We start from the raw sequence: 23,734 nt of genomic DNA on the forward strand, positions 1-23,734 counted from the left end.
TACTATGGGCATTAAAGTAAGCTTTACTCTTTTGGCAAAAATGTTGCTGCTGGTATTATTCAGTCAAGCAACGGTTAGCTATGGCCAAAGTAATCAGTACGGCGAAAGTGCTCAAAGTGATGAAAGTAAACTAGTTCTGCAAACAGATCTGCAAGATAAGTATTACCGCCAAGCACTTTATTTTTACTTTCAAGGTGATCATCAGCAAGCTTTAGTGCAAATAGAGCAGAGTAAGGCGAAATTAAAGCGCTTAGATAGTCGTGCCACTTTATTTGCTGCGGGTTTGCAACTTTCTGCAGGCTTATTACAGCAAGCGAAAGCTACCTTAGTCAATTTTGATGCTTTGCTTAACGTTGAAAAACAGCGAGAAAATAGTAGTGAAAAATCAGCTAAGGCGAGTGAATTACGCTTGATTGCTTTACTTTCATTAAGCAATGAATATCTTTCCCAAGGGGAGATAACACAGGCAAAAGATAGCTTAGCTAGCATTGAGTCAGTTTCCTCTACCTATTACCAAGAATATCATGTCCTGACTCAACTGGCTTATTGGCCAGATGATAGTCGTTTATTGTTAGTTAAACCGATCTCAGACCTTGATGATACATCTGCTTATATTCTGCTCAATGAGGCATTACGTCTTATTGAAACGTCACAATATGATTTAGCCATTAACGCATTAAAGACCATTAAAAATAACCAATGGCACCAAGAAGAACATGGCTTTTGGCAGACATTATTTTTAAATGAGGCAAGTTTTTCTTCTCAACGTGATGAACAGCAAATGGCCATTTTACAAGGTCAAGCAATTCAGGATTATGCGCAACTACTGCTGGCACAAATATATATCAGTCAACAACGCTATGACTTGGGCTTCAGTGAATTAAAAACCTTCCCAGAGCAAAGTCCCTATGCAGAGTCAGCATTATTTTTATTCGCTTTTGCTAGCCAGCAAGTGCAGCAATATGATATCGCTTTTAATTTATTAAATTTGCATTATAAAAATTATCCTTACTCCCAACTGGGTTGGCAGTCGGCTGAGTTAATGGCGCAGCAAGTCAGTGACCAGCAATCACTTGCTCAAGGTGTCAGTGCTTATCAAACCGTGGAAAGCTTCTTTCTATTACGCCAGCAAGACTTAGACACGTTTTCCATGGCTTTTAATCAAAGTATTAATTTACTCGATTTCTCACCATCGAGCCAAGGAAGTCAACATAGTCAGCATAAGCCTGAAGGCAATGACCACTACTTGCCCGAGTCGGTTTGGCTACAGCAAGCGCTTTATGATGCCCAACTTGCTAACTTATACCAAGGAGTGATCGCCATTGATGAACAAGCGCAGCAAGTGCAATCATTACTCGATAAAACAACCTGGCTAGCTGAGATTATTACTCTTAATCAAGCACGTAAGAAAAATATTATTGCCGCTCAAGTCGCACAAGCACAGCAAGGTGCTTTTGCACTGTTAAAAACTGAGCGAGACCGTTTAGCTAAATTACTTAACCAACAATTAGCTAACAAGCAAGCTTCAGCGTTTGCCAATGCAGAAGAGCGACAATGGTTAACACGGATAGCGAGGAGCCATAGCGCTTTGACCCAGATTGCTGATAAGAAAAATACAGCAGACTATAAACAGCGTTTAGCGCGAGTAGAGGGCGTATTGTCATGGCAACTAGCACAACAATATCCTCAGCGTGCTTGGCAGCACCGCAAACAATTGTCGCAAGTAGATAATGCCATTGCTGGCGTTACTGCTCAGCAGCAACAATTAGATAAAATAGCCAATTCTCAGCTCTCCCTCGAACTTAGCATCAAAAAGCAACAACAAAGTGTTAAGCAGCTTAACTTGTTATTAACGCAACTGGCTCAGTTACGAGAAAAAATCAGCGTGAAAATAAGGCAGAAAGTTAAACTTTATATCGATGAACAAGGTGTTGTTTTAGCGGAACACCTGCTAAGTACTCGCCAAGGTATGGCGAAAGTTTTAGAGCGTATGGCAAAAGCAGATAAAAGCTTAGCTATTAAGTTAGCGCCGTCTGCTAAGTTAGCTGCTGCTGAAAAAGTATCGACTATAGCGGGTACTTATTAATGTTGTTTTTTTGTCACTTATTCCGCCAGCTTATATCGGTATACTCTTGGTGGCTAAAACTAATCTGTATTGTTGGTTTTTCTGTCGCCCTAGTCGGTTGCCAAAGCACCGAGCAAAATGGCAGTTCGACGCGAAAGACTCTAGCCGACTTGGCTAATGAGCAAGGGCATAGTGACATTGAGAGTATTACTTTAAGTCGCTCACAAAGAGCCAGTAAACTCGCTGAATTATACCAAAACATACTTACCTTAGAGCCTGATGTGGAAGTGAGGGCACAAATAGAATACCGCTTAGTACAAATGAGCAGCCAAGCTTATGAAAGCATTGATGAGCAAGAGTTGACTGATGAGCAAGCCTGGCAAAAATCCGATGATGCACTTAATGCCTTGATATTATCCTATCAAGACTTAATCAGCCGTTTTCCTGAGCGTAGCGATAATGAATGGCTGCAATACCAATTGGCTAAAGCACTTGATTTACAAGGAAAGTCTAAAGCAAGCTTGCAGCAAATGGAGATCTTGCTGGCTAAATACCCAAACAGTCAATACAGCGCCGAGTTGCACTTTAGACGTGGTGATATTTATTATACTTTTCAAGAGTATCCCGCAGCCCTGCAAGCCTATTCCTCGGTAAGTAAGGCTGTTAGTACGGCGGAAAATCATGACGCCTATTATATCAATAGTCGCTATATGTCAGCTTGGGTACTGTTTAAGCTCAATCGTTTAGCCCAAGCTGATATTGAGTTTATCTCCTTACTTGATTATTTAGTCGCTCAGCAAAACCGGCCAGATTATCAGCATGATTTCAGTTTCGATACGCTGGACTCGCGCTACGCTAGCTTAGTGGTAGATGTACAACGGGTATTAAGTATCTCTTTAAGTCAGCAGCAGCAAGCTAAATCCTTAGTTTCCTTGGTAAAGCAGCAACAAGGGCTCACTAACTTAAAGCTATATCAGCATATTCTTTTCAAGAATTTAGCTGAATTTTTAATGAGTAACGAGCTTAAATATGATGCCGAATTAGCCTATCAAGCCTATATCGATATAGCGCCGAATACCATTTGGGCCGCGCGCTATTCGCTGGCATTGATGGCGCTACTTGAACAACAAGGCAAATACCGGGCCAGTAGAGTGTTAAGGCAAAACTACGGCAAACAATTTGGTCTTAATAGCCGGTTCTGGCAGCAGGCATACGCAGCTAAAGGCCATGGGAATTTAACTCAGCGTGAGATAGAGCATGAAATTTTACCTAACTTATTGCGCTTTAGTTACCAGCATAGCCGCCGACTTTATGCGCATGCTCAAGGCTTAACTGCTAAAAGTAAACGCCGTAAAGCTTTTGTAAAGACCAGTCTAGCCTTGGCCACTTATTTAGAGCTGGCGCAGCTGCCACAAGCCAATTACCTGCAGAATAAGCCTAAATTAAGTAAAAGTTTATTAGCGGATGAGTTGTTATTTGCCGATGCCAATTTTGAGGCGCAACAGTATCAACAAGCGTTAACCGCGTACCAAGTTATTGCCTATCGAAAAGAACTAAAGGTTAACTTACAAAGTAGTGATGCTAATAGTAGCCTGCTGCTCAATAATGAACTTACCACAAAAACATTTAAGACAACGGATAACGCTGGAGCTAGATTACGTCTTGAGGCTGCTTATGCAACGACCTTAACTATCCGGGCAATGCTGCAAGTTGCCAAAGTAAAAGCAACGGATACTTTGCAAACCTTAGGCTTGCATGATGAACAAAAAGTGCTGATCTTGACACGTAATCAGTTAGACCAACTTTTTGTCGCCAGTTATCCAAAAGATAGCCGTGTAGTCACCTTAGCAATACAAGCCGCTCAAAACGCTTATAGTGCTAAAGATCATCTAGCGGTCAAATATTACAGCGACTTTATTTTGCAAAGTCATTCAGTAACCTCTAGGGAAAATCCTGCTTCAGCACAACAAATCTTTGTGGCAATTAAGTTAGCTAAAACAGCCTTGAAACAAGTACAAATTGCCAGTCAATTACAGGCGAATAGTCTTTATCGAAGAAAATATTATGTCAAAGCTGAAACGGCTTACCAATTAGCCCTAGCTTATGTAGACAAGACTAATAACGCCCAAGTAAATAAGCGTAAAGAAATGCGTGAGTTATTAGCTTCATGCATTTATTTTCAGGCACAAGGCTTAGCAAAAGAGCAACCACTTTTAGCGGTGGCCGATTATTTGCGCGTGGCTAAAACTGTGCCTGAATCTTCATATGCTCTAACTGCTGACTTTGATGCCGGTAATATATTATTGGCGCAGAAAAAATGGCGACAGGGCATTGAGGTATTATCCCGCTTTAAAAAACGCTATCCAAAGCATGAATATAGTCGCTCCATTTCAGCAAAATTAGCCAAAGCGTATGAAAGTACCGGCCAGTGGCAGTTAGCCGCGGCGCAATTGTTAGCCATGATTAATGGACCAGCCGCTACTGGCTTTTCAGACCAGTTAAAAAGAGAGGCACAATATACCGCGGCAGAGTATTATCAAAAAGCGGGCAATACCGATAAAGCGTTAAGCACTTATCGAACTTATGCCCATAAATACCCTGAGCCTTTTGTGGTTGCCCAAGAAGTACGTTTAAAACTCAGTGAGTTTTATCAACAAAAAAAGGATACCAATAAGCAGTACTTTTGGTATCGAAAAATTGTTAAATACCATGATCGAAAAGTCAGGAATTCGCTAAGCAGTATTACCGCAAGAACAGCATACTTGGCTTCCTTTGCCGCCTTAGGATTAGGTAAGGCTCATCAGCAAACTTTTACTTGGGCAAAACTTAAATTGCCACTGAATAAAAGTTTACAGCGCAAGCAATCGGCAATGAAGTCGGCGATTGGCTACTATCAAAAAGTATTGTCGTATCAAATGGCCGAGTTTGTCCCGCAAGCCTCATTCAATTTAGCCATTATGTATAGCCTTTTGGCGAGTGACATTATGTCTTCAGAGCGGCCAAGGGATCTTGATGAGCTAGCGCTAGAAGAGTATGAATTTTTGCTTGAAGATATTGCCATGCCCTTTGAAGACAAGGCCATTGAAATACATGCCAATAATGCTCAGCGAGCTTGGCAAAATGTCTTTGATGTTTGGGTAGAACAAAGCTTTAGCGCCTTGGCTGAACTAGACCCTGCGCAATATAATAAACAGGAGCGCACCAGTGCAGCTATTCAAACTATTTATTAGCTCGACTGGCGGTAAGCCAGTTTTTCCTTCGGCTAAAATTGTTGTTACGGCTATAACATTATCATTATGCTTAGGTGCTTGTGCCTCAAAGCCAGCAGTGGATAACAGTCAACAAGAAAGTGTCGCAACTGCGGTTGTTACCGATAAAAACCAAAGTATTACCGATAGCAAGGCTAAAGAAAACCACGTCAATAGTAACCATGTTAAAGGCGGTAAGGCGTACAGCAAGTCAGTGCCAGCGATAAACCGTTACTTGCTGCAGCAACAAGCGCAGCAAGCAACAGCTGTGCCTGCCAAGGTACTTAAAGATTACCAACAAGCCCTTAGCTTGATGAAAGCAAAAAAATGGCGGCAAGCACAAGCCTTATTTGACCAAGTAATACTTAAACAGCCACAATTATCAGGCAGCTATGTCAATAAAGCCATCATGGCCAAGCAGCAAGGTCAGCTAGTGCCAGCGCAATTGTTACTGGATAAGGCTCTAGCAGTTAACGACCTTAATCTGTATGCCCACCATTTACAGGGACAAGTTTACCGTTTACAGGGGCAGTTTGATAAAGCTGAGCAAAGTTACTTAGCGGCTTTAGCCATTTGGCCGGACTTTGCTGAAGCTCATGCCAGTATGGCTATTTTATTAGAGCTTTATCGTGGTCGTTTACTTGCTGCCCATGGTTATTATCGCTCTTATCTTTTGCTAAAGAGTGATGACGATGAAGTGAAACGTTGGCTGGCCGGATTAGAGATAAAATTAACACGAGCAGGACTAGACGTTCCTAGCGCTGAACAATCTACACCGCAGATAGCAAAACCGCAGTCCACTGAGCTGCAATCAGTGGCTGAACAAAGGGTTGATAATCAAACTGCATCGCCAAGCAAGGAGCTGAATCATGGATAAGTTTTTACCACCTACAGTGTTAGTTTTGACTGCTGTTATCTTGCTGACTCAAACGGTAAAGGCTGTTGAAGCCAGTAACGTAACCAGCAGTAGCAAGGTTGAACCACTGATCATTCACAGTCAGGTAAAAGGCTCGCAAGAGCAACCCAATGTTATTTACATTATGCCTTGGCAGGGTGTTGATCAGGTTATTGAAGTAAAAGGCAAAGCGCGAACGATAAGTTTACCTCACTTCAAACCGATAAACCCTAGGGTGTTTAAAGAGCAAGTACGTTTTTTTGCTAGCAAGCAATTAGCAGTAAAAGTTGCAGCAACTAAATAGCACTAGCATCAGCACAATAACAACGCTGACTTAAGAATAAAGAATAAAGAATAAAGAATAAAGAATAAAAAATATTAGAAAAATCAGGTAAAACTACAGCAGTAACTGCATAAAAATATAAAAGGAAGCACCATGGGTATTATCGACAGCATCATCAATTTTTTACAAACCGGCGGAGCATTTATTTATCCAATCGCCTTAGTGTTAGTCATAGGTTTAGCCATTACTATAGAGCGTTGGCTTTATTTAAGTTCGGCATTAAGACGTAACCGTAAAGCGTTTTCGCTGTTGCAAGACTCATTAAAAAAAGGTGATCTCGCGGCAATTAGTCAATATGCCAAAGAACATTCGGCGCCAGTACTGGATGTGCTGCAATCTGGTATCGCTCGTTTATCGTCAGTAAAGCGAAGAGAAGATGTCGAATATGCCATGGAAGAAACCATGATGGAATATATGTTACGTCTGGAAAAACGTACGCCATTTTTGGCGATATTAGCGAATGTCGCCACATTACTGGGCTTACTTGGCACCATTATGGGCTTGATTGCGGCTTTCTCTGCGGTTGCCAATGCCGATCCAGCTGAAAAAGCGAACTTGTTATCTGCTAGTATTTCAGTGGCAATGAATACCACGGCTTTTGGTTTAATTACTGCCATTCCGCTTATCTTATTTCATAGTGTCTTAATGGGAAAAACGGCGGCAATTGCTGACTCACTAGAAATGGCAGGGATCAAATTATTAAACTCGCTTTCTTTTGGTCAGTCGTCTGACGAAAAAAGAAGCTAAGAGCATGAGACGTCGTCGTCGCATTAATCCGCCAGAGGCAGAGCTCGACATCACCTCATTTATGAACTTGATGATAGTGCTAGTACCGGTATTACTGTTAAGTTTGGTGTTTTCTCAGGTGCGTATTTTAAACTTACAGCTACCTGTTGCCGGGCAAACCACAGATAACCCCAATGATGAGCGGCAAGTACTGGAATTAGTGATAACTCAAACAGGCTTTGAGTTGAATTATCCCGCGGGCATTTTATTGAAGAAATTTGCTAAAACCGATAGCGGCTATCAGTTTGCTAAGCTATCGCTTTATTTACAAGATTTGAAATTAACTTTTCAGCAAAATAAGCACGAAAAAAGTGACATTGTGTTGTTACTTGCCCCGGAAATTGATTATCAAACCATAGTTTCTACCATGGATACGGTACGCTCTTTTAAAGCCGTAGTTGCGGCCAACTTAGTTGATGCAGAGCTTTTTCCACAGATATCTTTAGGTGATGCACCCGCAAGCATAGCGAACTCTCAAGAAGGCACTAATGCAGGGCTTCAAGCAGGGACCAACGCAAGGACTCAATCAGGAGGAAAGCCATGAAACAGTCTTTTAAAGCGAAACGTTTAGCTAAGCATCATAAGCGTTTTAGTGCTGGCGCTAAATTGAACCTAGTTTCGTTAATGGATATTTTTACTATTTTGGTGTTCTTTCTTATTGTTAATCAATCAGAAATTCGTGTACTGCAAAATATCAAGGAGATAAACCTTCCTGTTTCTATTGCCAAAGAATTACCCGCTGAAAATGTATTAATTACTGTATTACCCCAGCGCATAATGATACAAGAACGAGTCGTTTGGCAGCAAAATAGTGCCTTAACTGAGGTTGGCGTAGATATTAATAGTGACCTTATCGATGCGGTGAAAACCGAGTTGAGTTACCTCGCGACTAAGCGGCCGGTGTTAACTGAAACGGAAAAAGAAAATGGCAGAGCGGTAACTATCATAGGTGATGCCAGTGTGCCTTATCAAGTGTTAAAGCAGATCATGTCAGCTTGCGCGGACAGTAATTACCGTAATATATCGTTAGCGGTTAAGCAAATCGCTAAAAGTAAGTTAAGAGAGGGCTAAATATGACGTCAGCCACTTTCGCAACTAATAGCAATGATGATGTTACTAACGTATTTCAAAATACCGCTCAAGATAAAATTTTCACTCGGATTCTGCAGATACTGATAGGAATTTTTTTATTATTTTCCGTGGTGATACCTTTTATTGAACAAGTTGAAATATCACGCGAGGTGAAAGAGAGGGTTCCGCTGCAACTGGCAAAAATTATGCTTAAGGAAAAGCAATTGCCTAAGAAAGTAGAAGAAAAGCCAAAAGAAAAGCCGCTAGAGAGAAAAAATTCTGAGCAAATAAAAGATAAAGCCGAGCCGCCTAGGACCAAGCGACAAGCAGCGAAAAAAAAAGCACAAACGTCAGGCTTAGCAGCAATGAAAGATGAACTTTTTGCTATGCGTGATGCCTTTGAAATTAAACCGGCTAGCACAACTCAGTTAAATAAAAGCAGTGCTGCTGAGGTTAAAGTTCAGCGTAAGTTACTGGCCAGTACGGCGAGTATACAAAGCAGCAACTTATCTGTGGCTAAAACAACGCAAACAGTGGCGAGTGCTGAGCTGACTAGTCGTAATACTCAACAAGTACGTTTATCTGCAGAAGAAGTGTTAGCCAGCACTGATACCGCTGCTGCCGAATCATTGGCGGCGCAAAAGTCAGGGCATCGCTCTGAAGTAGCATTAAGGCGAACACTAGAAGCGAATAAATCTCGGCTCTATGCACGCTATAATCGTGCCTTGCGTAAAGACCCATTTTTAAAGGGCAAGGTCTTGTTTGAGCTGGTAATTCTGCCTTCTGGCAAGGTCAGTAAAGTAACCATTAAATCAAGTGAATTAAATAATGCCAAATTAGAGCGTCAACTTAGTGCTATTTTACGTGCTATTAAGTTTAGCGCAGAAAATGTAGGCACTGTCGTGACTATCTGGGTAATTGACTTTTTACCGAGTTAGTATCGCTCAGTCGAATTTGGTATAAGTTGTTAACGAGTAATGTCTAAAAGCAGCTAGCAGCTAAGTTAGTTATTTCTTATTAAGCTAACTTAGCTACTTTTCAAGAAAAGCAAAGTTAAATAGCCGGTGTTGACTTAGTTGCTTTTAAGCTCGCTATTTTCCGACAAATAGTTCATCTAACTCTCTGCTTAGTTGTGCGGTTACTTGCCTTGCCTCGATAGCAGTGATTTTATTCATCTTGAAGCCTAGCGCTATGTGTGCGCCTGAGTTGAAAATATGGTGTTTTAAGTCAATAGTCCGCTTGGCTAATTTACAATGAAACAAGTTATTCGTTGCCATAACACTGTCTTTAACTTGGTATTTCTTCAGAGTGTCTTTAGTTAAATGCTCACTGATTTTGACAATGTCATGATCACTGAAGCACTTATCGCCACGCTGATCACGTGTCATGCCTCGGACCCGATAATCTATATCGATAACATCAGCTGAGAAAGCCTCAATGACATAATCTAAGACCTTTAACGGTGAAATGATGCCACAAGTTGATAGCTCAATATCGGCTCTAAAAATGGCAATGCCTTGCTGTGGAGTTTCTTCTGGGTAGGTGTGTATACACAAGTGGCTTTTATCTAAGTGAGCGACTAAAGATTCAGGTTTTGCTTCTTCTGAAATCATTAAGGTGACACTTGCGCCTTGTGGCGTGTAATCTTGGCTCGCTATATTTAAGACATTACCGCCAATGGCATGACAAATCTTAGTAAGTAACACGCCAAGGTGCTCACTATTATAGCTTTGATTGATGTAAGCATTATAGTGAGTAACGGACTGAGCTGACGGTAAATAATGTACTCGGTATAATGAAAAGCTTAAACTTTTGGTTAAATTATTGAAGCCATACAGGGGGATTTTATTGGCGCTATGCATACCGTGATAATTACTTACTGAGTTATAATTTCAAAATCATGAGTAATGTCAACTTTGGCATTAAGCATTAAAGCGACTGAGCAATATTTATCAGCAGATAAACTCACCGCCCGCTCGACATGTTTCGCCGCTATATCGCTGCCGGTAATAATAAAGTGTAGATGTATTTTTTCGAACAGCGCCGGTACGCCATCAACCCGTGTGCCATTTATTTCGACTTGACAGCCAGTAATGTTTTGTCGAGATTTTTGTAAAATACTGACAACATCCACTGAAGAGCATCCGCCTAAAGAAATTAACACCGCCTCCAAAGGGCTAGGGGCTAGGTTACCAGCATTAGCGTCTAAAATCATAGTATGACCACTTGCTGAGGTGCCCATGAATAATTCTTCACCTAACCATTTTACTTGTGCTTTCATTGTTGACTCTATTTTGAATGAATATAGGGGATTCTATCTAAGTTACCGCAGCACCACCAGTGGTAATATGTAATTGAAGATGAGCAGACAATAACGCCGAACTGCCAGGTTAAATAGGGGGGAGAACTTATGCTATTTAGGATTTATCGTTATGAATGACGCTATCAAAGAGGTTTTTGATTAAACCAGCAAACTCACGAATGAAGGCCAATTGCTCATCATTAACCGGATTGTTGATAACACCAGAGAGGATCTCTTCTAGATCATAGACAATGGCATCAACTTCACGAATTATGGCATTACGTTGATTAAAGGTTAAATCCTTATTTTGGCTACAAACGTTAATGATTTGTCCACACAACTCAACTTCAATGGCGGACATTACGGTTTCACTCGCGTGTTCTGGCGCGATTGCATTTTCAAATAAACTGAGATGTTCGGTAAGGTACTCAATGATTTGAATATAACCGTCAGTGTCTGTAACCATAATTGTCTTATTTACCTTTGCCGATGAATTGTACTTTTGTTTGAGTATAGCAGCTAGTGTAGCGTTTTTAGATAAGGCTAAGCAAGCGCCCCCTTTACCTTTATACAAAAAGGGCTCTTAGTATAAAACACTTATAATAGTGTTGTTGGTACCACCATTAACACGGCTCGCTGACCATTACCGACCTTGGCATTAGGGAAGACAATGCTCTCACCTGGTTGCGTAGTACGGTATTCTGCGCCAGTATCGGTTGATAACAAGGTATCAACGGGGTAATCGGTAAAGTTACTGATTTCATCACCGATAAATAGTTTGAAATTATCACTAACTTTAGTGATGTCACCTAGGACTTTAAATAAGTTAAAGTCTTCATTGTTAAAGCTTTTTAAAGTGATTTCATTACCACAGATGAGTGCGCTTAAGTTGTCAGTCATGGCTTGGAAATTAGCCATATTGTTTTCACCAAAGGGTCTGACTTTGCCCAGCTCGACGGTAAAAGCATGTGCGGAAAACTTTGCACTACTAAAATATGAAAAAGTACCTGAAGGACCATGACCAAATAAAATAGTATTAACACCACAAGCAGCCATAAAGGTTAACTGCTCTTTATCCCAGGGTTTATCACCTTGGTAAGGATAAATGGCAAACTTTTCATATTTAGAGTCACGAATAGCGGTATGTAAATCGTAGTGATAGTTAGTTACTTCGTTATTACTATTATTACTACGATTAGTCGTCGCACTTGTGCCTTTATCAGCGCCAGCATTAAAAAAGTCACTAACATAAGTTTCTAACTTTTCAGCGCGATATTTTTCAAAACAAGGGGCTATCTCTTGGTGTTTACCACAAAATAAGCGGTTTAAATTTTCTGTTTGAAAGCGCTTGGAAATATTCATGGCCACGGGGTTACCCATAATGAAAAGGGTAGCATGTTTGACCGGTATTTTTTTCGCAATAATATCACTGATAAGTTGCTGAACAATTTCAATCGGGGCAGTTTCATTACCATGAATGCCCGATGAAATTACAATACTCTTACTTGGCTTCTCTGACGTTGCTGAGCTTTGTGGCTCAATCAACAAAACACCGCTATCAAGTAGACTAACTTTGGCACCATTAACACTAAAGTTAAGGGTATTATCCTTGCCAGTTTGTTTAAAACCTTGCTCAAACTGACGGGTTAACGAGATAAAGTCGCCTTGTTTGATAAACTGCTGATAGGCTTGCACAAAGTTATCATCAGTAATATCAGTTAATACTGGTGCGGTAAGAGTATTGTTATTTGGCATTTAGAATTTCAAACCTGGTGATAATGTTTCAGGTAAGCTTACTTTTGTCGCTTCAACTGAAGCGATAGGGTAAGCACAATAATCAGCGGCATAAAATGCACTGGCTCTGTGGTTGCCACTTGCGCCAATACCACCAAAAGGTGCTGCGCTGCTTGCGCCGGTAATAGGCTTGTTCCAGTTAACGATACCAGCACGAATGCGAGTAAAGAAATGCTTGTATGAATCTTCACTGTCAGACAATAAACCTGCAGATAAACCAAAGCCGGTGTTATTGGCTTCATCAATGGCTTTATCAAAGTCACTGTAACGGTAAACCTTCACTAATGGGCCAAAGTATTCTTCATCAGGGATATCAGCAATAATATCACTGACATCGATAATACCTGGTGAAACAAAACCTGTACCTGCTTCTAAGTGCTTAAGTTCTACTAGTGATGTGGCACCAAGGGCTAGTAATTTAGCTTGGGCAGCAACTAAGCTTAAAGCGGCTTTTTCTGAGATCATTGAGCCCATAAATGGTTGCTCTTCATCGTCATAATAACCAATGGTTAAGTTTTTAGTTACTTCAATAAGACGGGCTAAAATGGCATCGCCTTGTTCATTAGCTTCAATGAATAAACGACGTGCACAAGTACAGCGTTGACCCGTGGTAACAAAAGCAGATTGCACTATGTCATGCACTGCTGCATCAATATCGCTGACACCTTTAACAATCAGTGGATTATTACCACCCATTTCCAGTGCTAGAATTTTACCGGGTTGACCGGCGAATTGTTCGTGTAATAAATGGCCGGTAGTTGAGCTACCGGTGAAAAACAAACCGTCAATAAGTTTATGGCTAGCTAACGCTTTACCTGTTTCAACTTCGCCTTGCACTAAGTTGATAACACCGTTAGGTAAACCGGCTTTTTCCCATAACTTCAGCATTTCTTCTGCTACACGCGGCGTTAATTCACTCGGCTTAAAGACAATAGTATTACCGGCAATTAGTGCCGGTACTATGTGACCATTAGGTAGGTGACCTGGGAAGTTATAAGGACCAAAAATAGCAACCACACCATGAGGCTTGTGACGGATAAAGGCTTTAGCACCCGGCATAGGGTTTTCAACGGTACCAGTACGTTCTTTATAGGCTTTAAGAGAAATAGTTACTTTGGCTATCATGGCGCCAACTTCACCTGTGGTTTCCCATTTTGGCTTACCGGTTTCTAGGGCAATCGTTGTTGCTAAAGCGTCTTTGTTGTCATCTAATAGCGCAGCAAATTTTTTGATCACAGCAACACGCTCTTCTAGGCCAATGTTTGCCCAGCTTTCAAATGCTTGACGAGCGCTTAATACCGCAGCGTTTACTTGCTCGGCACTGGCTGTTTTACCTTGCCAAATGACTTCATTACGAGCTGGGTTTAATGAACTAACATCATTGCCTAAGCCTGCTAGCCATTGACCATTAATATATTGAACTGGATTTGTGTGAGACATGGTATTTCCTTCTCATTGGTAGTGGTGACAGAGAGTGTCGCTGTCACCCTTAGTAACTAGATGAATGGCTGGTGTTAGCCACAATATGTCAGTATGTTATTTGCTCAGGTAATTGCATGAGCTAATTTACCGCGCTTAATTTGCGGTAATTAATTAGCGACTAAACGAACCCAATCGCCTTCACTTACCATTAATGCATCGGCGACAGCTTGGCTAATGACCACTTGTTTAGCGGTTTCCCGTAGTGACAATCGCGTTTGCAGGGCTCTAAAATCAGCAACTTTGCTATTACAGATAATATAATTATCCGTAGATTGCACTTCGTCTATGATTACTTGGCAACGCTTACTATGGTTTACGGTTCTGATATTGTTGACATGTGACTCAACCGTTGGACCACCATCAAAAATATCAACATAGCCACGTCGGGCAAAACCTTCCGCTTCTAATAAGCGCAGTGCTGGCACCGTTTGTGGGTGCACTTTGTCGATGACTGCTTGGGCTTCTTTACTGAGCAAACTAACGTAAATTGGGTATTTAGGCATTAATTCAGCAATAAATACTTTTTTACCTATGCCGGTTAAATAATCGGCGGTCGGAAAGTCCATGGAGAAAAAGTGCTCTTCAAGCCACTGCCAAAATGGCGAATTGCCGTTTTCATCTGAAATACCACGCATTTCTGCAATAATGGTGTCAGAAAAACGCTCTTTGTGTTCGGCGATAAAAAGAAAACGGAAACGCGATAAAAAGCGGCCATTATTATTTTTGCGGTGGCTGTCACTTAAAAATAGTGTACAAATTTCGCTGGCGCCAGTGTAGTCATTACACAAAGACAAGATTTCTACGGTATTGTATATATTTAGCTCGCGTGAGCTATGGACTACTTTACCCAGGTGATAATGATAAAAAGCATCATCTAAACCTACCGCGGCTTCAATGCCACTGGTACCAACTACTTCACCAGTTTCGGTATCTTCCATGACAAAAAGATAGCCTTCGTTGCCAGCTTCTTTCACGTCTTTGGCAAACGATTCCTCAGCGTGCTTGATACGCTGTTGCAGTAATTTTTCATTCACCGGCAGTGAAGTAAAACCGTGGCCAGAGTCTTCCGCAATGCGGTACAAGGCTTTCAGGTCACTTTTTTTAATAGGGCGTACAATGATCATAATTGCTCTCGATGAAAGGGGATGGCTATCTGTTTAACACAAGGTGACTTAAACAGATAGCTATTAGCTTTGACTAGGCTAGGCCAGTCTAGGTTAAGTTAGACTAAGCTAGCGACAGCTTTTTCAAAGCGTGCTAAACCAAGGGTAATATCTTCATCAGGAATAACAAGTGAAGGTGCAAAGCGGACAATGTTTGCGCCAGCAATTAATACCATAAGACCTTCATCCATAGCCGCATTTAAAAAATCTTTTGCTTTACCTTGGTGTTTTTCATTTAAAACGGCACCAATTAATAAGCCTTTGCCACGAATTTCAGAGAAAACATCATATTTAGCATTAATGGCATTTAAGCCATCAGCATAAAGTTTAGCTTTAGCTTTGATGCCGGCATAAACTTCAGGGGTATTTACTGTATCTAGCACTGCTTCAGCAACCGCACAAGCTAATGGATTACCGCCGTAGGTACTGCCATGAGAGCCTAATTTAAGGTGCTTAGCAATAGCTGTGGTGGTAAGCATAGCGCCGATAGGGAAGCCGCCACCTAAACCTTTAGCAGTGGTTAAAATATCAGGCGTCACCCCTAAATCCATGTAGGCGTATAACTGACCTAAACGGCCAACACCTGTTTGTACTTCATCAAAAATTAATAGCGCATTGTGTTGATCACATAAGGCACGTACACCTTTGATAAATTCATCTGTTGGTGCAATAATTCCGCCTTCACCTTGTAATGGTTCAATCATTACCGCACACGTTTTATCAGAAATTAATGCTTTTAAACTAGCTAAGTCATTGTACACCGCATGATCTATATTGCCTGGTTTTGGACCAAAGCCATCGGAGTAGACCGATTGACCACCAACAGTAACGGTAAAGAAAGTACGACCATGGAAACCTTGTTCAAAAGCAATGATTTGTGATTTTTCTTCACTGTGTACTTCTAAGGCCCAACGACGCGCTAACTTAAGTGCCGCTTCATTAGCTTCGGCACCAGAGTTACAAAAGTACACTTTTTCAGCAAAGGTACTATCGACTAATTTTTTCGCTAAACGTAATGCGGGTTCATTGGTTTGTACATTGGACAAATGCCAAAGTTTCTCGCCTTGCTCTTTTAAGGCAGCCACTAAGGCTGGATGACAATGACCTAAAGAACTAACGGCAATACCACCGGCAAAATCAATATATTCCTTGTCTTGTTGATCCCACACTCGAGAGCCTTGACCACGTACAGGAATAATCGCTGAAGGTGCATAGTTGGGTACCATTACTTCATCAAATAAGCCGCGTTCAACCGAAAAATGTTCTGACATTTCAAAAATCCTCATTTATAAGTGGGTTATATTTTTAACAGCTTACTGCATTACTTAGATAAAGCTTAACGAATATCTAAATATAGAGAAAAATAGTAACAGCGAGTTAAAAAATAGAGAGATAGTATGACAGAAATTAGTCGGCTTGTCTTGCTGAGCTTGGCTGCAGCCCAGACAAAACAAAGGCTTAACTACCTTTATTCATAAAATATGAATATTTATAGAGTAGGATTTATTTGTAGAAATAAGGGGGTAAGTGAGGGCTAAGCGCTGGCACGTTGAAAGCCCTTAAGGTGATTTTTTAATAATTAATCAGAAAAAAACATGGAAAAAGCTAAAATATGTGGCAAATAAGCAGTAAATTAACTGAAATTGAGCTTAATATGATCAATATCGCTCTTTTGTAATAGGGTTATTTCAGCCGGTGTTAAATTTGCCGCGTTAAGCAATGCTTGACTCTCATCACTACTTATTAACGCTTCTTTTGCTAGGGCGCGAAAGGCGACATGGGCTTTGGCTTTGGCGACAATTTGAGCGATAGGGTGCATTTTTTCGATGTTATCGGCGTAGGCTAGATCAAATATTGGTTCGGTTATATCAAGGCGTCTAAAGCTCATTTTTTCAATTAAGTCAGCAGACAATTGTGAACTGCGCATGGTAAGTTGCTCAAGGAGTAGCTCTTCACTGGCTTTAATTTGTGATAAGACATTATGCAAGCGTTTGTCTTTACGCTCAAATGCTTGACGTACTTCTTTTTTATACATCTCACTAAATGTAGTTAAATAACAACGGGTAACGGCAAGTCTACCTATATTTGACAACATCCCCGTAGTAAACGCGGTAAATTCATCGAGACCTTGTTCTTTGGCTAACGCACGTGCGGCTAATGCTATAGATAAACTATCATTCCATAGCTTTCGTTTCATCAAGCCGTAAGGTGCGGTACTTGTAGGTAACCAATGTTTCAGGGTAAAGGTGGGCATGAGCAACTTTAAATTGTCTAAACCAATATAACTTAACGCCAGCTTAGCATCGGTAACTTGTACATCAGCACGTTTTCGGTATTGTGGTTTGTTCACTAAGCGTATTAAATCATTGCTTAACCAAGATAAAGAAGCAGCAAGACTTTTGATTTGATTAACTGAAGCGGCACGAGCAGATAAAATATCGAGAATAGCAGGGCAGGCATCTTCAATACCTAGTACGTGATGATAAAGGTGCTCTTTGTTGTCAAAGTCACTATTAATTTTTGTGCGAACCCGGCTAAAGAAGGCCTGTTGGGTTTGTTTTTGAAAATGCTCTTCACCGTGCTTGGCAATAATTTTTTCTTGTTGCGCTTGCACCTCTACAGATAACAGTTCTCGGCGGCGGTTTTCTTGCTCGCTACCTTGTTGGTCAGCTATGGATATTTTTCCACTTTGCTTTTCCGCAAATTTCTTACAGATAGTGAGGCTAGTGGCTCGCTGGTATATAGTGGCGACAGCTTGATTGTTTTCAAAAATTTGCATGGAGGTGTTATTGCTTACCTTTTTATTGCTACTCAGGGATAAAATTGAGCATTGAACGCATTAAGTCTAGTGCTTTAATAGAGTAACGTACTACTCTATCTGGCTTTAATCTAAAAAGCTCTTGTTATTAGCTTATCGGGTGATTTTTAAATTGCTTGATAAAATTTGCTAATAAATTTTGTCCTTGTTCTGTCAGTATGGATTCTGGATGAAACTGTACGCTGCTAATAGCTAGGCTTTTATGTTCTAGCGCCATAATTTCATCAAGCTCACCTTGCTCATTTTGGCTCCACGCCGTTACCGTGAGTTCGTTGGGTAATGATTGCTTGTTAACAATTAAGGAATGATAACGAGTGACTTGTAATGGCTGATTCAAGTCGCGGAATAAACCTTGTTGATTATGAGTAATCTTCGAGGTTTTACCGTGCATCACTTTTTTTGCTTTTTCAACTTTAGCGCCAAAGTGTTGCGCAATACATTGATGCCCTAAGCAGACACCTAATAAGGGTATTTTACCGGCAAACTGTGCAATGACAGCCAGAGAAATACCGGCAGAGTCAGGATCGCAAGGACCCGGAGATATAACAATATATTGCGGCTTTAATTGCTCAATTTCTGTTAGGCTAATTTCATTATTTCTATAAACCACCACCTCTTGACCTAGCGCTTGAAAGTAATGCACTAAATTAAAAGTAAAAGAGTCGTAGTTGTCGATCATTAATAACAAAAAGTTTCGCCTAAGTGCGGGTAAATTTCGCGGCTATTCTAATGCTTTTATCGTTACGGGGCAATAAGGGCTAATGCAGTGGTGGCATAATAAAGTAATAAGCTGGCCTATCGGCTTGCTTATTACTTTATTGAGATAGGTTTTATGCTTTTTAGATTACGTCTTTAAGTGACTATGGTGGTCGTTAGTGCTTAGAACTTAGCCGTCACTTGCAGCCATAATTTATTAGTATCCGTTGGTTTTTGCTCTGCATCGCCTTCAGCATAATTAGCAGCTTTAACTAAAACAGCATAGTTTTTATTGAATTGATAACTGGCTATTAAGTTAAGCTCACTACCAAAATCAATACTACCGACATCAGAGGTAAAATCATGGTAAGTTGCCGCCCATTTAACCCCAGAAATTTCACCCTTAGCAGTTATATAAACATCTTGGAGACCTTCACTCGGAGTACCTAAAAATTTATCCGCCCAACCGTTAAACTTATGTTTGGTGGCTAGTGGTGTGTTAAAACCAACACCATTATCGCTACCTAATAATTCATAACCAGCTAATAGAGTTAGTGGGCCAAAGTTATAACCTGCTTCGGCATTAATATACCTAGCTGAGTAACTCGTTGGGTTATCGGCACTATCGCTTTGGCTGGCTAAACTAGCATTCACTAAAACCTTACCAAATTTACCGTTATATAGTGCCCCTAAGGTAGTGCTAGCCTTGTTATAGTTAGCCATATCGTCATAGTCTAACAGATAGGCAAAAGCGGAGATTTTATGAGTTTTATTGAGGTGGTAATGGACATTTACTAGATGGAAGTCACCTTTAATATTGTTAGCGGTAATGTCATTAATGTTTTGGATATAGCTATAATCTACCGAAAAATTATCGGCTGTATATTGGGTACGAACGCCATCATAAGTTTGCTCATTTTGACGCCAGCTAACACCACCAACAAAGCGTTGATTGTTGTGTAAAATACGTTGGCGACCAACAACGGCGCTAAAACCATCATTTTTATATTGAATATAAGCTTGATTGACATCTGTGCCTTGAGGATCGGCAACCACAGGGTAGTCAGTGTTACCGTTAGTTTTACTATGGTAATCATCTACTAGAGCATCAACTTTATCCACTTCTATGGCCATGGAGAAATTACTGTAACTGCCCGTATTAACCGTGAGGCGACTTTTTAATGTTAACGCGGAAGCATTTTTGTCTATGCCATCTTGATTGACGCTTTCATAGCGGGCCCGTAATTCAATTTTAACCCTGCTATCACTCAGTGCTGCCGTAATGCTGCTGCCATGTTCAGTGTTACCGGCAAAGGCAGCAGGAGCCGCGAAAATAGCGGCGCTGATTAGCGATAAGGTAAACGTGTTTACGGTTGTTTTCATAATAATATCCTAAGGTCATGTTTTTTAAGTGGGTTAGTTAGCTTTGTTATTATTATTATGGGTATTAGTAACTGATGGCATGATTGTTACACCGCATTGCGCTAGCTAGTTTGATTTGAATCAAAGTTTGTTACAACTCTGCTCTAGCTTGGCCTTGTTGGTATTTTATTGGCGTTATTATTAGATAATGGCAGTAAGGGCACCGATAAAGAGTTACAGATTAAGCGAGCAACTAGGGTAAAATAGTGGCTAGCATTTTATGGTATGCCACTCTGAATAGGGCAAAGAAATGAAACGTATTGTCTTGTATACCACAGATAAGTGTCCGCATTGCCAAACGGCAAAACGTTACCTTGCACAGCAAGGTATTGCTTTTAGGTTATGAAACGGCCAAGGGGCAAAAAGAGTTTGCCGCTACTGGCCTACGTGGTGTACCGGTATTGAAGGTAGGTGAGCAACTACTCAATATTTTTCAGTGAAAGCTTTTAGTGCACTTTATAATAGTTAAAGCTTTATAATAGTGAAAAATCATCATAGTTTAAGGCTTTACCTCGTTCCCCCTAGGTAAAGCTATCCGCAAGTATAGTCATTTTTCCTCAGCTTATTATTTAGCCTAGCCTATTGCACCAGATGAACCCAGCGGCTTATCTTTATGCACACTCGTGGTGCATTTTGCTAGCTAAAAAAAACACCATTATATCTAAGTGATTAATTAATAGTGTTATTTTATGTTGGCATGTGAATTGTATTATCAAGTTGTTAGTCATTAAAAAGAACAATAACTAGGGGTAAACATGAAACTAATTAGCGCAATCATTAAACCATTCAAATTAGACGATGTCAGAGAGGCCATTTCTGAAATCGGCGTTGAGGGGATCACAGTCAGTGAGGTCAAAGGCTTTGGCCGTCAAAAGGGTCATACCGAATTATATCGCGGCGCAGAATACCAGGTGGATTTCTTACCCAAGGTGAAGCTGGAGATTGCTGTTAATGATGATATGGTTGAGCGTTTAGTCGAAACTATTACTAAAGCAGCTTACACCGGTAAAATTGGTGACGGTAAGATTTTTGTTTTCAACCTAGAGCAAGTCATTCGTATTCGTACGGGTGAACAAGACTCTGAAGCACTTTAAGGGATAGTAATTATGGAACAAAATATTTTTCAATTACAATATGCATTAGATACCTTTTACTTTCTTATGTGTGGTGCCTTAGTTATGTGGATGGCTGCGGGCTTCTCTATGTTAGAGGCTGGCTTAGTACGTGCCAAAAACACCACTGAAATTCTAACCAAAAATGTCGCGCTTTATGCCATTGCTTGTATTATGTATCTTATTGTTGGCTACGATATCATGTATGGCGGCGGCGTTTTCTTAAATGGCATTGCCCTTGATGGCGCTAGTGATGCTGATGCACTGGTTGCTGCAGTATTAGCCGAGTCTGCTGAAGCCGGCTTTGAGGGTGGCGCTGTTTATTCCAATGCGGCTGATTTCTTCTTCCAAGTAGTGTTTGTTGCCACTGCTATGTCGATAGTGTCAGGTGCTGTTGCTGAGCGTATGAAACTGTGGGCATTTCTTGCTTTTACTGTGGTATTAACGGGTTTTATTTATCCTATGCAAGGTAGCTGGACTTGGAACGGTGAAGCCGTCTTTGGTTTATATACCTTAGCTGACTTAGGCTTTTCAGACTTTGCTGGCTCAGGCATTGTCCATATGGCGGGTGCTTCTGCCGCCTTAGCAGGTGTTATATTATTAGGTGCTCGTAAGGGAAAATACGGTAAAGACGGTAAAGTGAATGCCATTCCTGGAGCTAACTTGCCGATGGCAACCTTAGGTACGTTCATTTTATGGATGGGTTGGTTTGGTTTTAATGGTGGTTCAGTATTAAAACTAGCCGATATTAATAGTGCTAACTCTGTGGCTATGGTGTTTTTAAATACCAATGCTGCCGCGGCAGCTGGCGCAATTTCCGCTTTGGTTTTTGCTAAAATCTTATTCAAAAAAGCCGATTTAACCATGACATTAAACGGCGCTTTAGCAGGACTTGTGGCCATTACGGCTGAACCCTCTACCCCGTCACCATTACAAGCAACTCTATTTGGCGCTATTGCTGGCGTGATTGTGGTGTTATCAATTCTTGCTCTGGACAAAATTAAGATTGATGATCCCGTCGGTGCTATTTCAGTACACGGCGTGGTTGGTTTCTTTGGTTTGTTAATCGTACCTATTACCAACTCATCAGCTAGCTTTAGTGGGCAATTGATTGGTGCTGCTACTATCTTTGTCTGGGTATTTGGTACTAGCTTTGTTGTTTGGTTTGCTCTGAAGAAAATCATGGGTATTCGTGTCAGCGCTGAAGAAGAGTATGAAGGTGTTGATATCTCTGACTGTGGTATGGAAGCTTATCCAGAGTTTACTAGGGGTTAAGCGCACCAGAGGTTAATAGTCTCGTGCTTAAAAAGTCAGAGACTAATAACGCTCTACACTAAACAAAAAAAGCAGCGATATCGAGCACGATACGCTGCTTTTTTATTGGGTTTTTCACTAGCTGCTAGGCATTAGGCTCAAGGCGGCGAACTTGATGGTCATCAGAAACTAAACGTGAGAGTGTCATTCGCTGAACAAAAATGGACAATACATGTTTTACTGCTGTAGGCGCGACTTCAGTCGCGCTTAATGCCTTAATCGATTGCGCGAATAAATTCACGCCTACAAATAAATGACCACTCAAGGCGTAATACAGTTCACTTTCTTAACTGACTGACATTAGCCGGTAAGTCTTTTATTAACGAATAAAACGTTTTCTTGTTGAAACAAGGGCTAACATAACCAGCGAAAGCCAGGTTATAGAACCACCACTGTCTGCATTAATAAGGGTATTTTTAACAGGAATTAAATCGCTGTCAGTTACTTCAGAATTATCAATAATAGTTACATATTCAATAACAACAAAATTATCCATGCCAGGCGCGCCCATGTCATTACATGTTTGATTGTCAGCCATGACCATAGGAATACCTTCTAAATTGTCATAGGTACATAACTTAAGCAGAGCTATTTTTTCTACAATATCCAACCCTTCAATTACTTGACCAAAAACGGTAAAACCACCATTTTGTCGATCTAAATTATCGCTGTTATCGGCTAAGTTAAAAAACCATTGGTTAGTAGCACTATGAACACTGTTGCCTTTTTTCGCCATGGCTATAGTGCCTTTAACATTAGAATAAACAGGTTCGTTTATCACAGCAACATTCGATGAAAGCGGTGTTAATGGCCAGGTACCGGTAAATTGATAACCGCCGCCTTGGACAATAAAGTCGGTAACGACTCGATGAACAACTGAATTGTTGTAATGGCCATCATTTAAATAAGTAAGGAAGTTCTTCACCGTTTCAGGTGTCGTGGTATCAAACAAGTTAACTTTAATGCTTTCTGTACTTAGTGATGTTTTAATTTCAACTATGGTAGCATTAGCCGTATTGGCAAAACCTAAACTTGCCGTGGCGATGCTGAGAAGGGCGAGTACTTTACGGGTGTTTGTTGTTATTGTTTTTTTAGTTATTGGTGTAAACATGGACAGCCTAATAGTGCGGTAAGTGGTTATAAATCGTATCTCATAGTAAAGGCTGTGTTCGATGTTAACAAGTAGCTGTAGCACTTTAGTAACAATAGCAAGATATCACTAA

The 23,734-nt window shown here is 40.7% G+C and carries 22 protein-coding genes; 11 read left to right on the forward strand and 11 right to left on the reverse strand.

Annotation, left to right across the window (positions count from 1 at the left end; all coding sequences use genetic code 11):
• Positions 1-4: 4 nt before the first annotated feature.
• From CMT41_RS02500 to CMT41_RS02535, 8 genes are all read left to right on the forward strand, one after another.
• Positions 5-2,086, forward strand: coding sequence for a hypothetical protein (locus tag CMT41_RS02500; protein ID WP_058026250.1), 2,082 nt, complete (start codon positions 5-7; stop codon positions 2,084-2,086).
• Positions 2,086-5,295 carry a tetratricopeptide repeat protein gene (locus tag CMT41_RS02505; RefSeq protein WP_058026251.1) on the forward strand — a complete coding sequence of 1,070 codons (3,210 nt, stop codon included), beginning with the start codon at positions 2,086-2,088 and terminating at the stop codon, positions 5,293-5,295. The genes CMT41_RS02500 and CMT41_RS02505 overlap by 1 nt, the downstream gene beginning before the upstream one ends.
• Complete coding sequence (locus CMT41_RS02510) at positions 5,270-6,190, forward strand: tetratricopeptide repeat protein (protein WP_058026252.1); 921 nt, start codon at positions 5,270-5,272, stop codon at positions 6,188-6,190. The genes CMT41_RS02505 and CMT41_RS02510 overlap by 26 nt, the downstream gene beginning before the upstream one ends.
• Positions 6,183-6,512: a hypothetical protein gene (locus tag CMT41_RS02515; protein WP_058026253.1), complete on the forward strand. Its 330-nt coding sequence runs from the start codon at positions 6,183-6,185 to the stop codon at positions 6,510-6,512. The genes CMT41_RS02510 and CMT41_RS02515 overlap by 8 nt, the downstream gene beginning before the upstream one ends.
• Positions 6,513-6,644: 132 nt before the next feature.
• Positions 6,645-7,298, forward strand: coding sequence for a MotA/TolQ/ExbB proton channel family protein (locus tag CMT41_RS02520; RefSeq protein WP_197410241.1), 654 nt, complete (start codon positions 6,645-6,647; stop codon positions 7,296-7,298).
• Between the two features lie 4 nt (positions 7,299-7,302).
• Positions 7,303-7,881: a biopolymer transporter ExbD gene (locus CMT41_RS02525; RefSeq protein ID WP_058026254.1), complete on the forward strand. Its 579-nt coding sequence runs from the start codon at positions 7,303-7,305 to the stop codon at positions 7,879-7,881.
• Positions 7,878-8,408 (forward strand): ExbD/TolR family protein, encoded by a 531-nt coding sequence (locus CMT41_RS02530; RefSeq protein WP_058026255.1) that lies wholly within the window; start codon positions 7,878-7,880, stop codon positions 8,406-8,408. Before CMT41_RS02525 ends, CMT41_RS02530 begins: the two co-directional genes overlap by 4 nt.
• Positions 8,409-8,410: 2 nt before the next feature.
• Positions 8,411-9,346 carry an AgmX/PglI C-terminal domain-containing protein gene (locus tag CMT41_RS02535; protein ID WP_058026256.1) on the forward strand — a complete coding sequence of 312 codons (936 nt, stop codon included), beginning with the start codon at positions 8,411-8,413 and terminating at the stop codon, positions 9,344-9,346.
• 153 nt (positions 9,347-9,499) lie between these two features.
• Here the strand turns inward: CMT41_RS02535 and speD are convergent, their stop codons facing one another.
• The 10 genes from speD to CMT41_RS02585 all read right to left on the reverse strand — a co-directional run bounded on the left by speD (position 9,500) and on the right by CMT41_RS02585 (position 20,046).
• On the reverse strand, positions 9,500-10,270 hold the full coding sequence (gene speD, locus CMT41_RS02540; RefSeq protein WP_058026257.1) for an adenosylmethionine decarboxylase: 771 nt from the start codon (positions 10,268-10,270) through the stop codon (positions 9,500-9,502).
• Between the two features lie 14 nt (positions 10,271-10,284).
• Positions 10,285-10,689, reverse strand: a complete 405-nt coding sequence (locus CMT41_RS02545) for an OsmC family protein (RefSeq protein ID WP_057179599.1) — start codon at positions 10,687-10,689, stop codon at positions 10,285-10,287.
• A 136-nt stretch (positions 10,690-10,825) separates the two neighbouring features.
• A complete protein-coding gene (locus tag CMT41_RS02550) occupies positions 10,826-11,176 on the reverse strand; it encodes a DUF3802 family protein (RefSeq protein WP_057179639.1) in 351 nt (116 codons plus the stop codon).
• Positions 11,177-11,307: 131 nt separating this feature from the next.
• Complete coding sequence (astE, locus tag CMT41_RS02555; RefSeq protein ID WP_058026258.1) at positions 11,308-12,465, reverse strand: succinylglutamate desuccinylase; 1,158 nt, start codon at positions 12,463-12,465, stop codon at positions 11,308-11,310.
• Positions 12,466-13,944 (reverse strand): succinylglutamate-semialdehyde dehydrogenase, encoded by a 1,479-nt coding sequence (astD, locus tag CMT41_RS02560; protein ID WP_058026259.1) that lies wholly within the window; start codon positions 13,942-13,944, stop codon positions 12,466-12,468.
• Between the two features lie 149 nt (positions 13,945-14,093).
• Positions 14,094-15,110 carry an arginine N-succinyltransferase gene (astA, locus tag CMT41_RS02565; RefSeq protein WP_057179602.1) on the reverse strand — a complete coding sequence of 339 codons (1,017 nt, stop codon included), beginning with the start codon at positions 15,108-15,110 and terminating at the stop codon, positions 14,094-14,096.
• A 98-nt stretch (positions 15,111-15,208) separates the two neighbouring features.
• Positions 15,209-16,420: an aspartate aminotransferase family protein gene (locus CMT41_RS02570; protein ID WP_057179603.1), complete on the reverse strand. Its 1,212-nt coding sequence runs from the start codon at positions 16,418-16,420 to the stop codon at positions 15,209-15,211.
• A gap of 362 nt (positions 16,421-16,782) precedes the next feature.
• The gene (locus tag CMT41_RS02575) at positions 16,783-17,928 is read right to left on the reverse strand and encodes an HDOD domain-containing protein (RefSeq protein WP_083494193.1); all 1,146 of its coding nucleotides are present in this window, start codon (positions 17,926-17,928) and stop codon (positions 16,783-16,785) included.
• Between the two features lie 127 nt (positions 17,929-18,055).
• Positions 18,056-18,655: an anthranilate synthase component II gene (locus CMT41_RS02580; RefSeq protein ID WP_057179604.1), complete on the reverse strand. Its 600-nt coding sequence runs from the start codon at positions 18,653-18,655 to the stop codon at positions 18,056-18,058.
• Between the two features lie 191 nt (positions 18,656-18,846).
• Entirely contained in the window at positions 18,847-20,046 is a 1,200-nt protein-coding gene (locus CMT41_RS02585) for an alginate export family protein (protein WP_058026260.1), read from the reverse strand.
• Positions 20,047-20,335: 289 nt separating this feature from the next.
• Here CMT41_RS02585 and CMT41_RS19445 point away from each other — a divergent pair, with 289 nt between their 5' ends.
• From CMT41_RS19445 to CMT41_RS02600, 3 genes are all read left to right on the forward strand, one after another.
• Positions 20,336-20,431: a glutaredoxin family protein gene (locus tag CMT41_RS19445; protein WP_232300000.1), complete on the forward strand. Its 96-nt coding sequence runs from the start codon at positions 20,336-20,338 to the stop codon at positions 20,429-20,431.
• 409 nt (positions 20,432-20,840) lie between these two features.
• Positions 20,841-21,179, forward strand: coding sequence for a P-II family nitrogen regulator (glnK, locus tag CMT41_RS02595; RefSeq protein WP_057179606.1), 339 nt, complete (start codon positions 20,841-20,843; stop codon positions 21,177-21,179).
• 12 nt (positions 21,180-21,191) lie between these two features.
• The gene (locus tag CMT41_RS02600) at positions 21,192-22,472 is read left to right on the forward strand and encodes an ammonium transporter (RefSeq protein WP_057179607.1); all 1,281 of its coding nucleotides are present in this window, start codon (positions 21,192-21,194) and stop codon (positions 22,470-22,472) included.
• A 358-nt stretch (positions 22,473-22,830) separates the two neighbouring features.
• Here CMT41_RS02600 and CMT41_RS02610 read toward each other — a convergent pair whose 3' ends face one another.
• Positions 22,831-23,622, reverse strand: coding sequence for a peptidylprolyl isomerase (locus CMT41_RS02610; RefSeq protein WP_058026262.1), 792 nt, complete (start codon positions 23,620-23,622; stop codon positions 22,831-22,833).
• Between the last annotated feature and the right edge of the window lie 112 nt (positions 23,623-23,734).

Source organism: Colwellia sp. MT41 (assembly GCF_001444365.1).
GTDB lineage: Bacteria > Pseudomonadota > Gammaproteobacteria > Enterobacterales > Alteromonadaceae > Colwellia > Colwellia marinimaniae.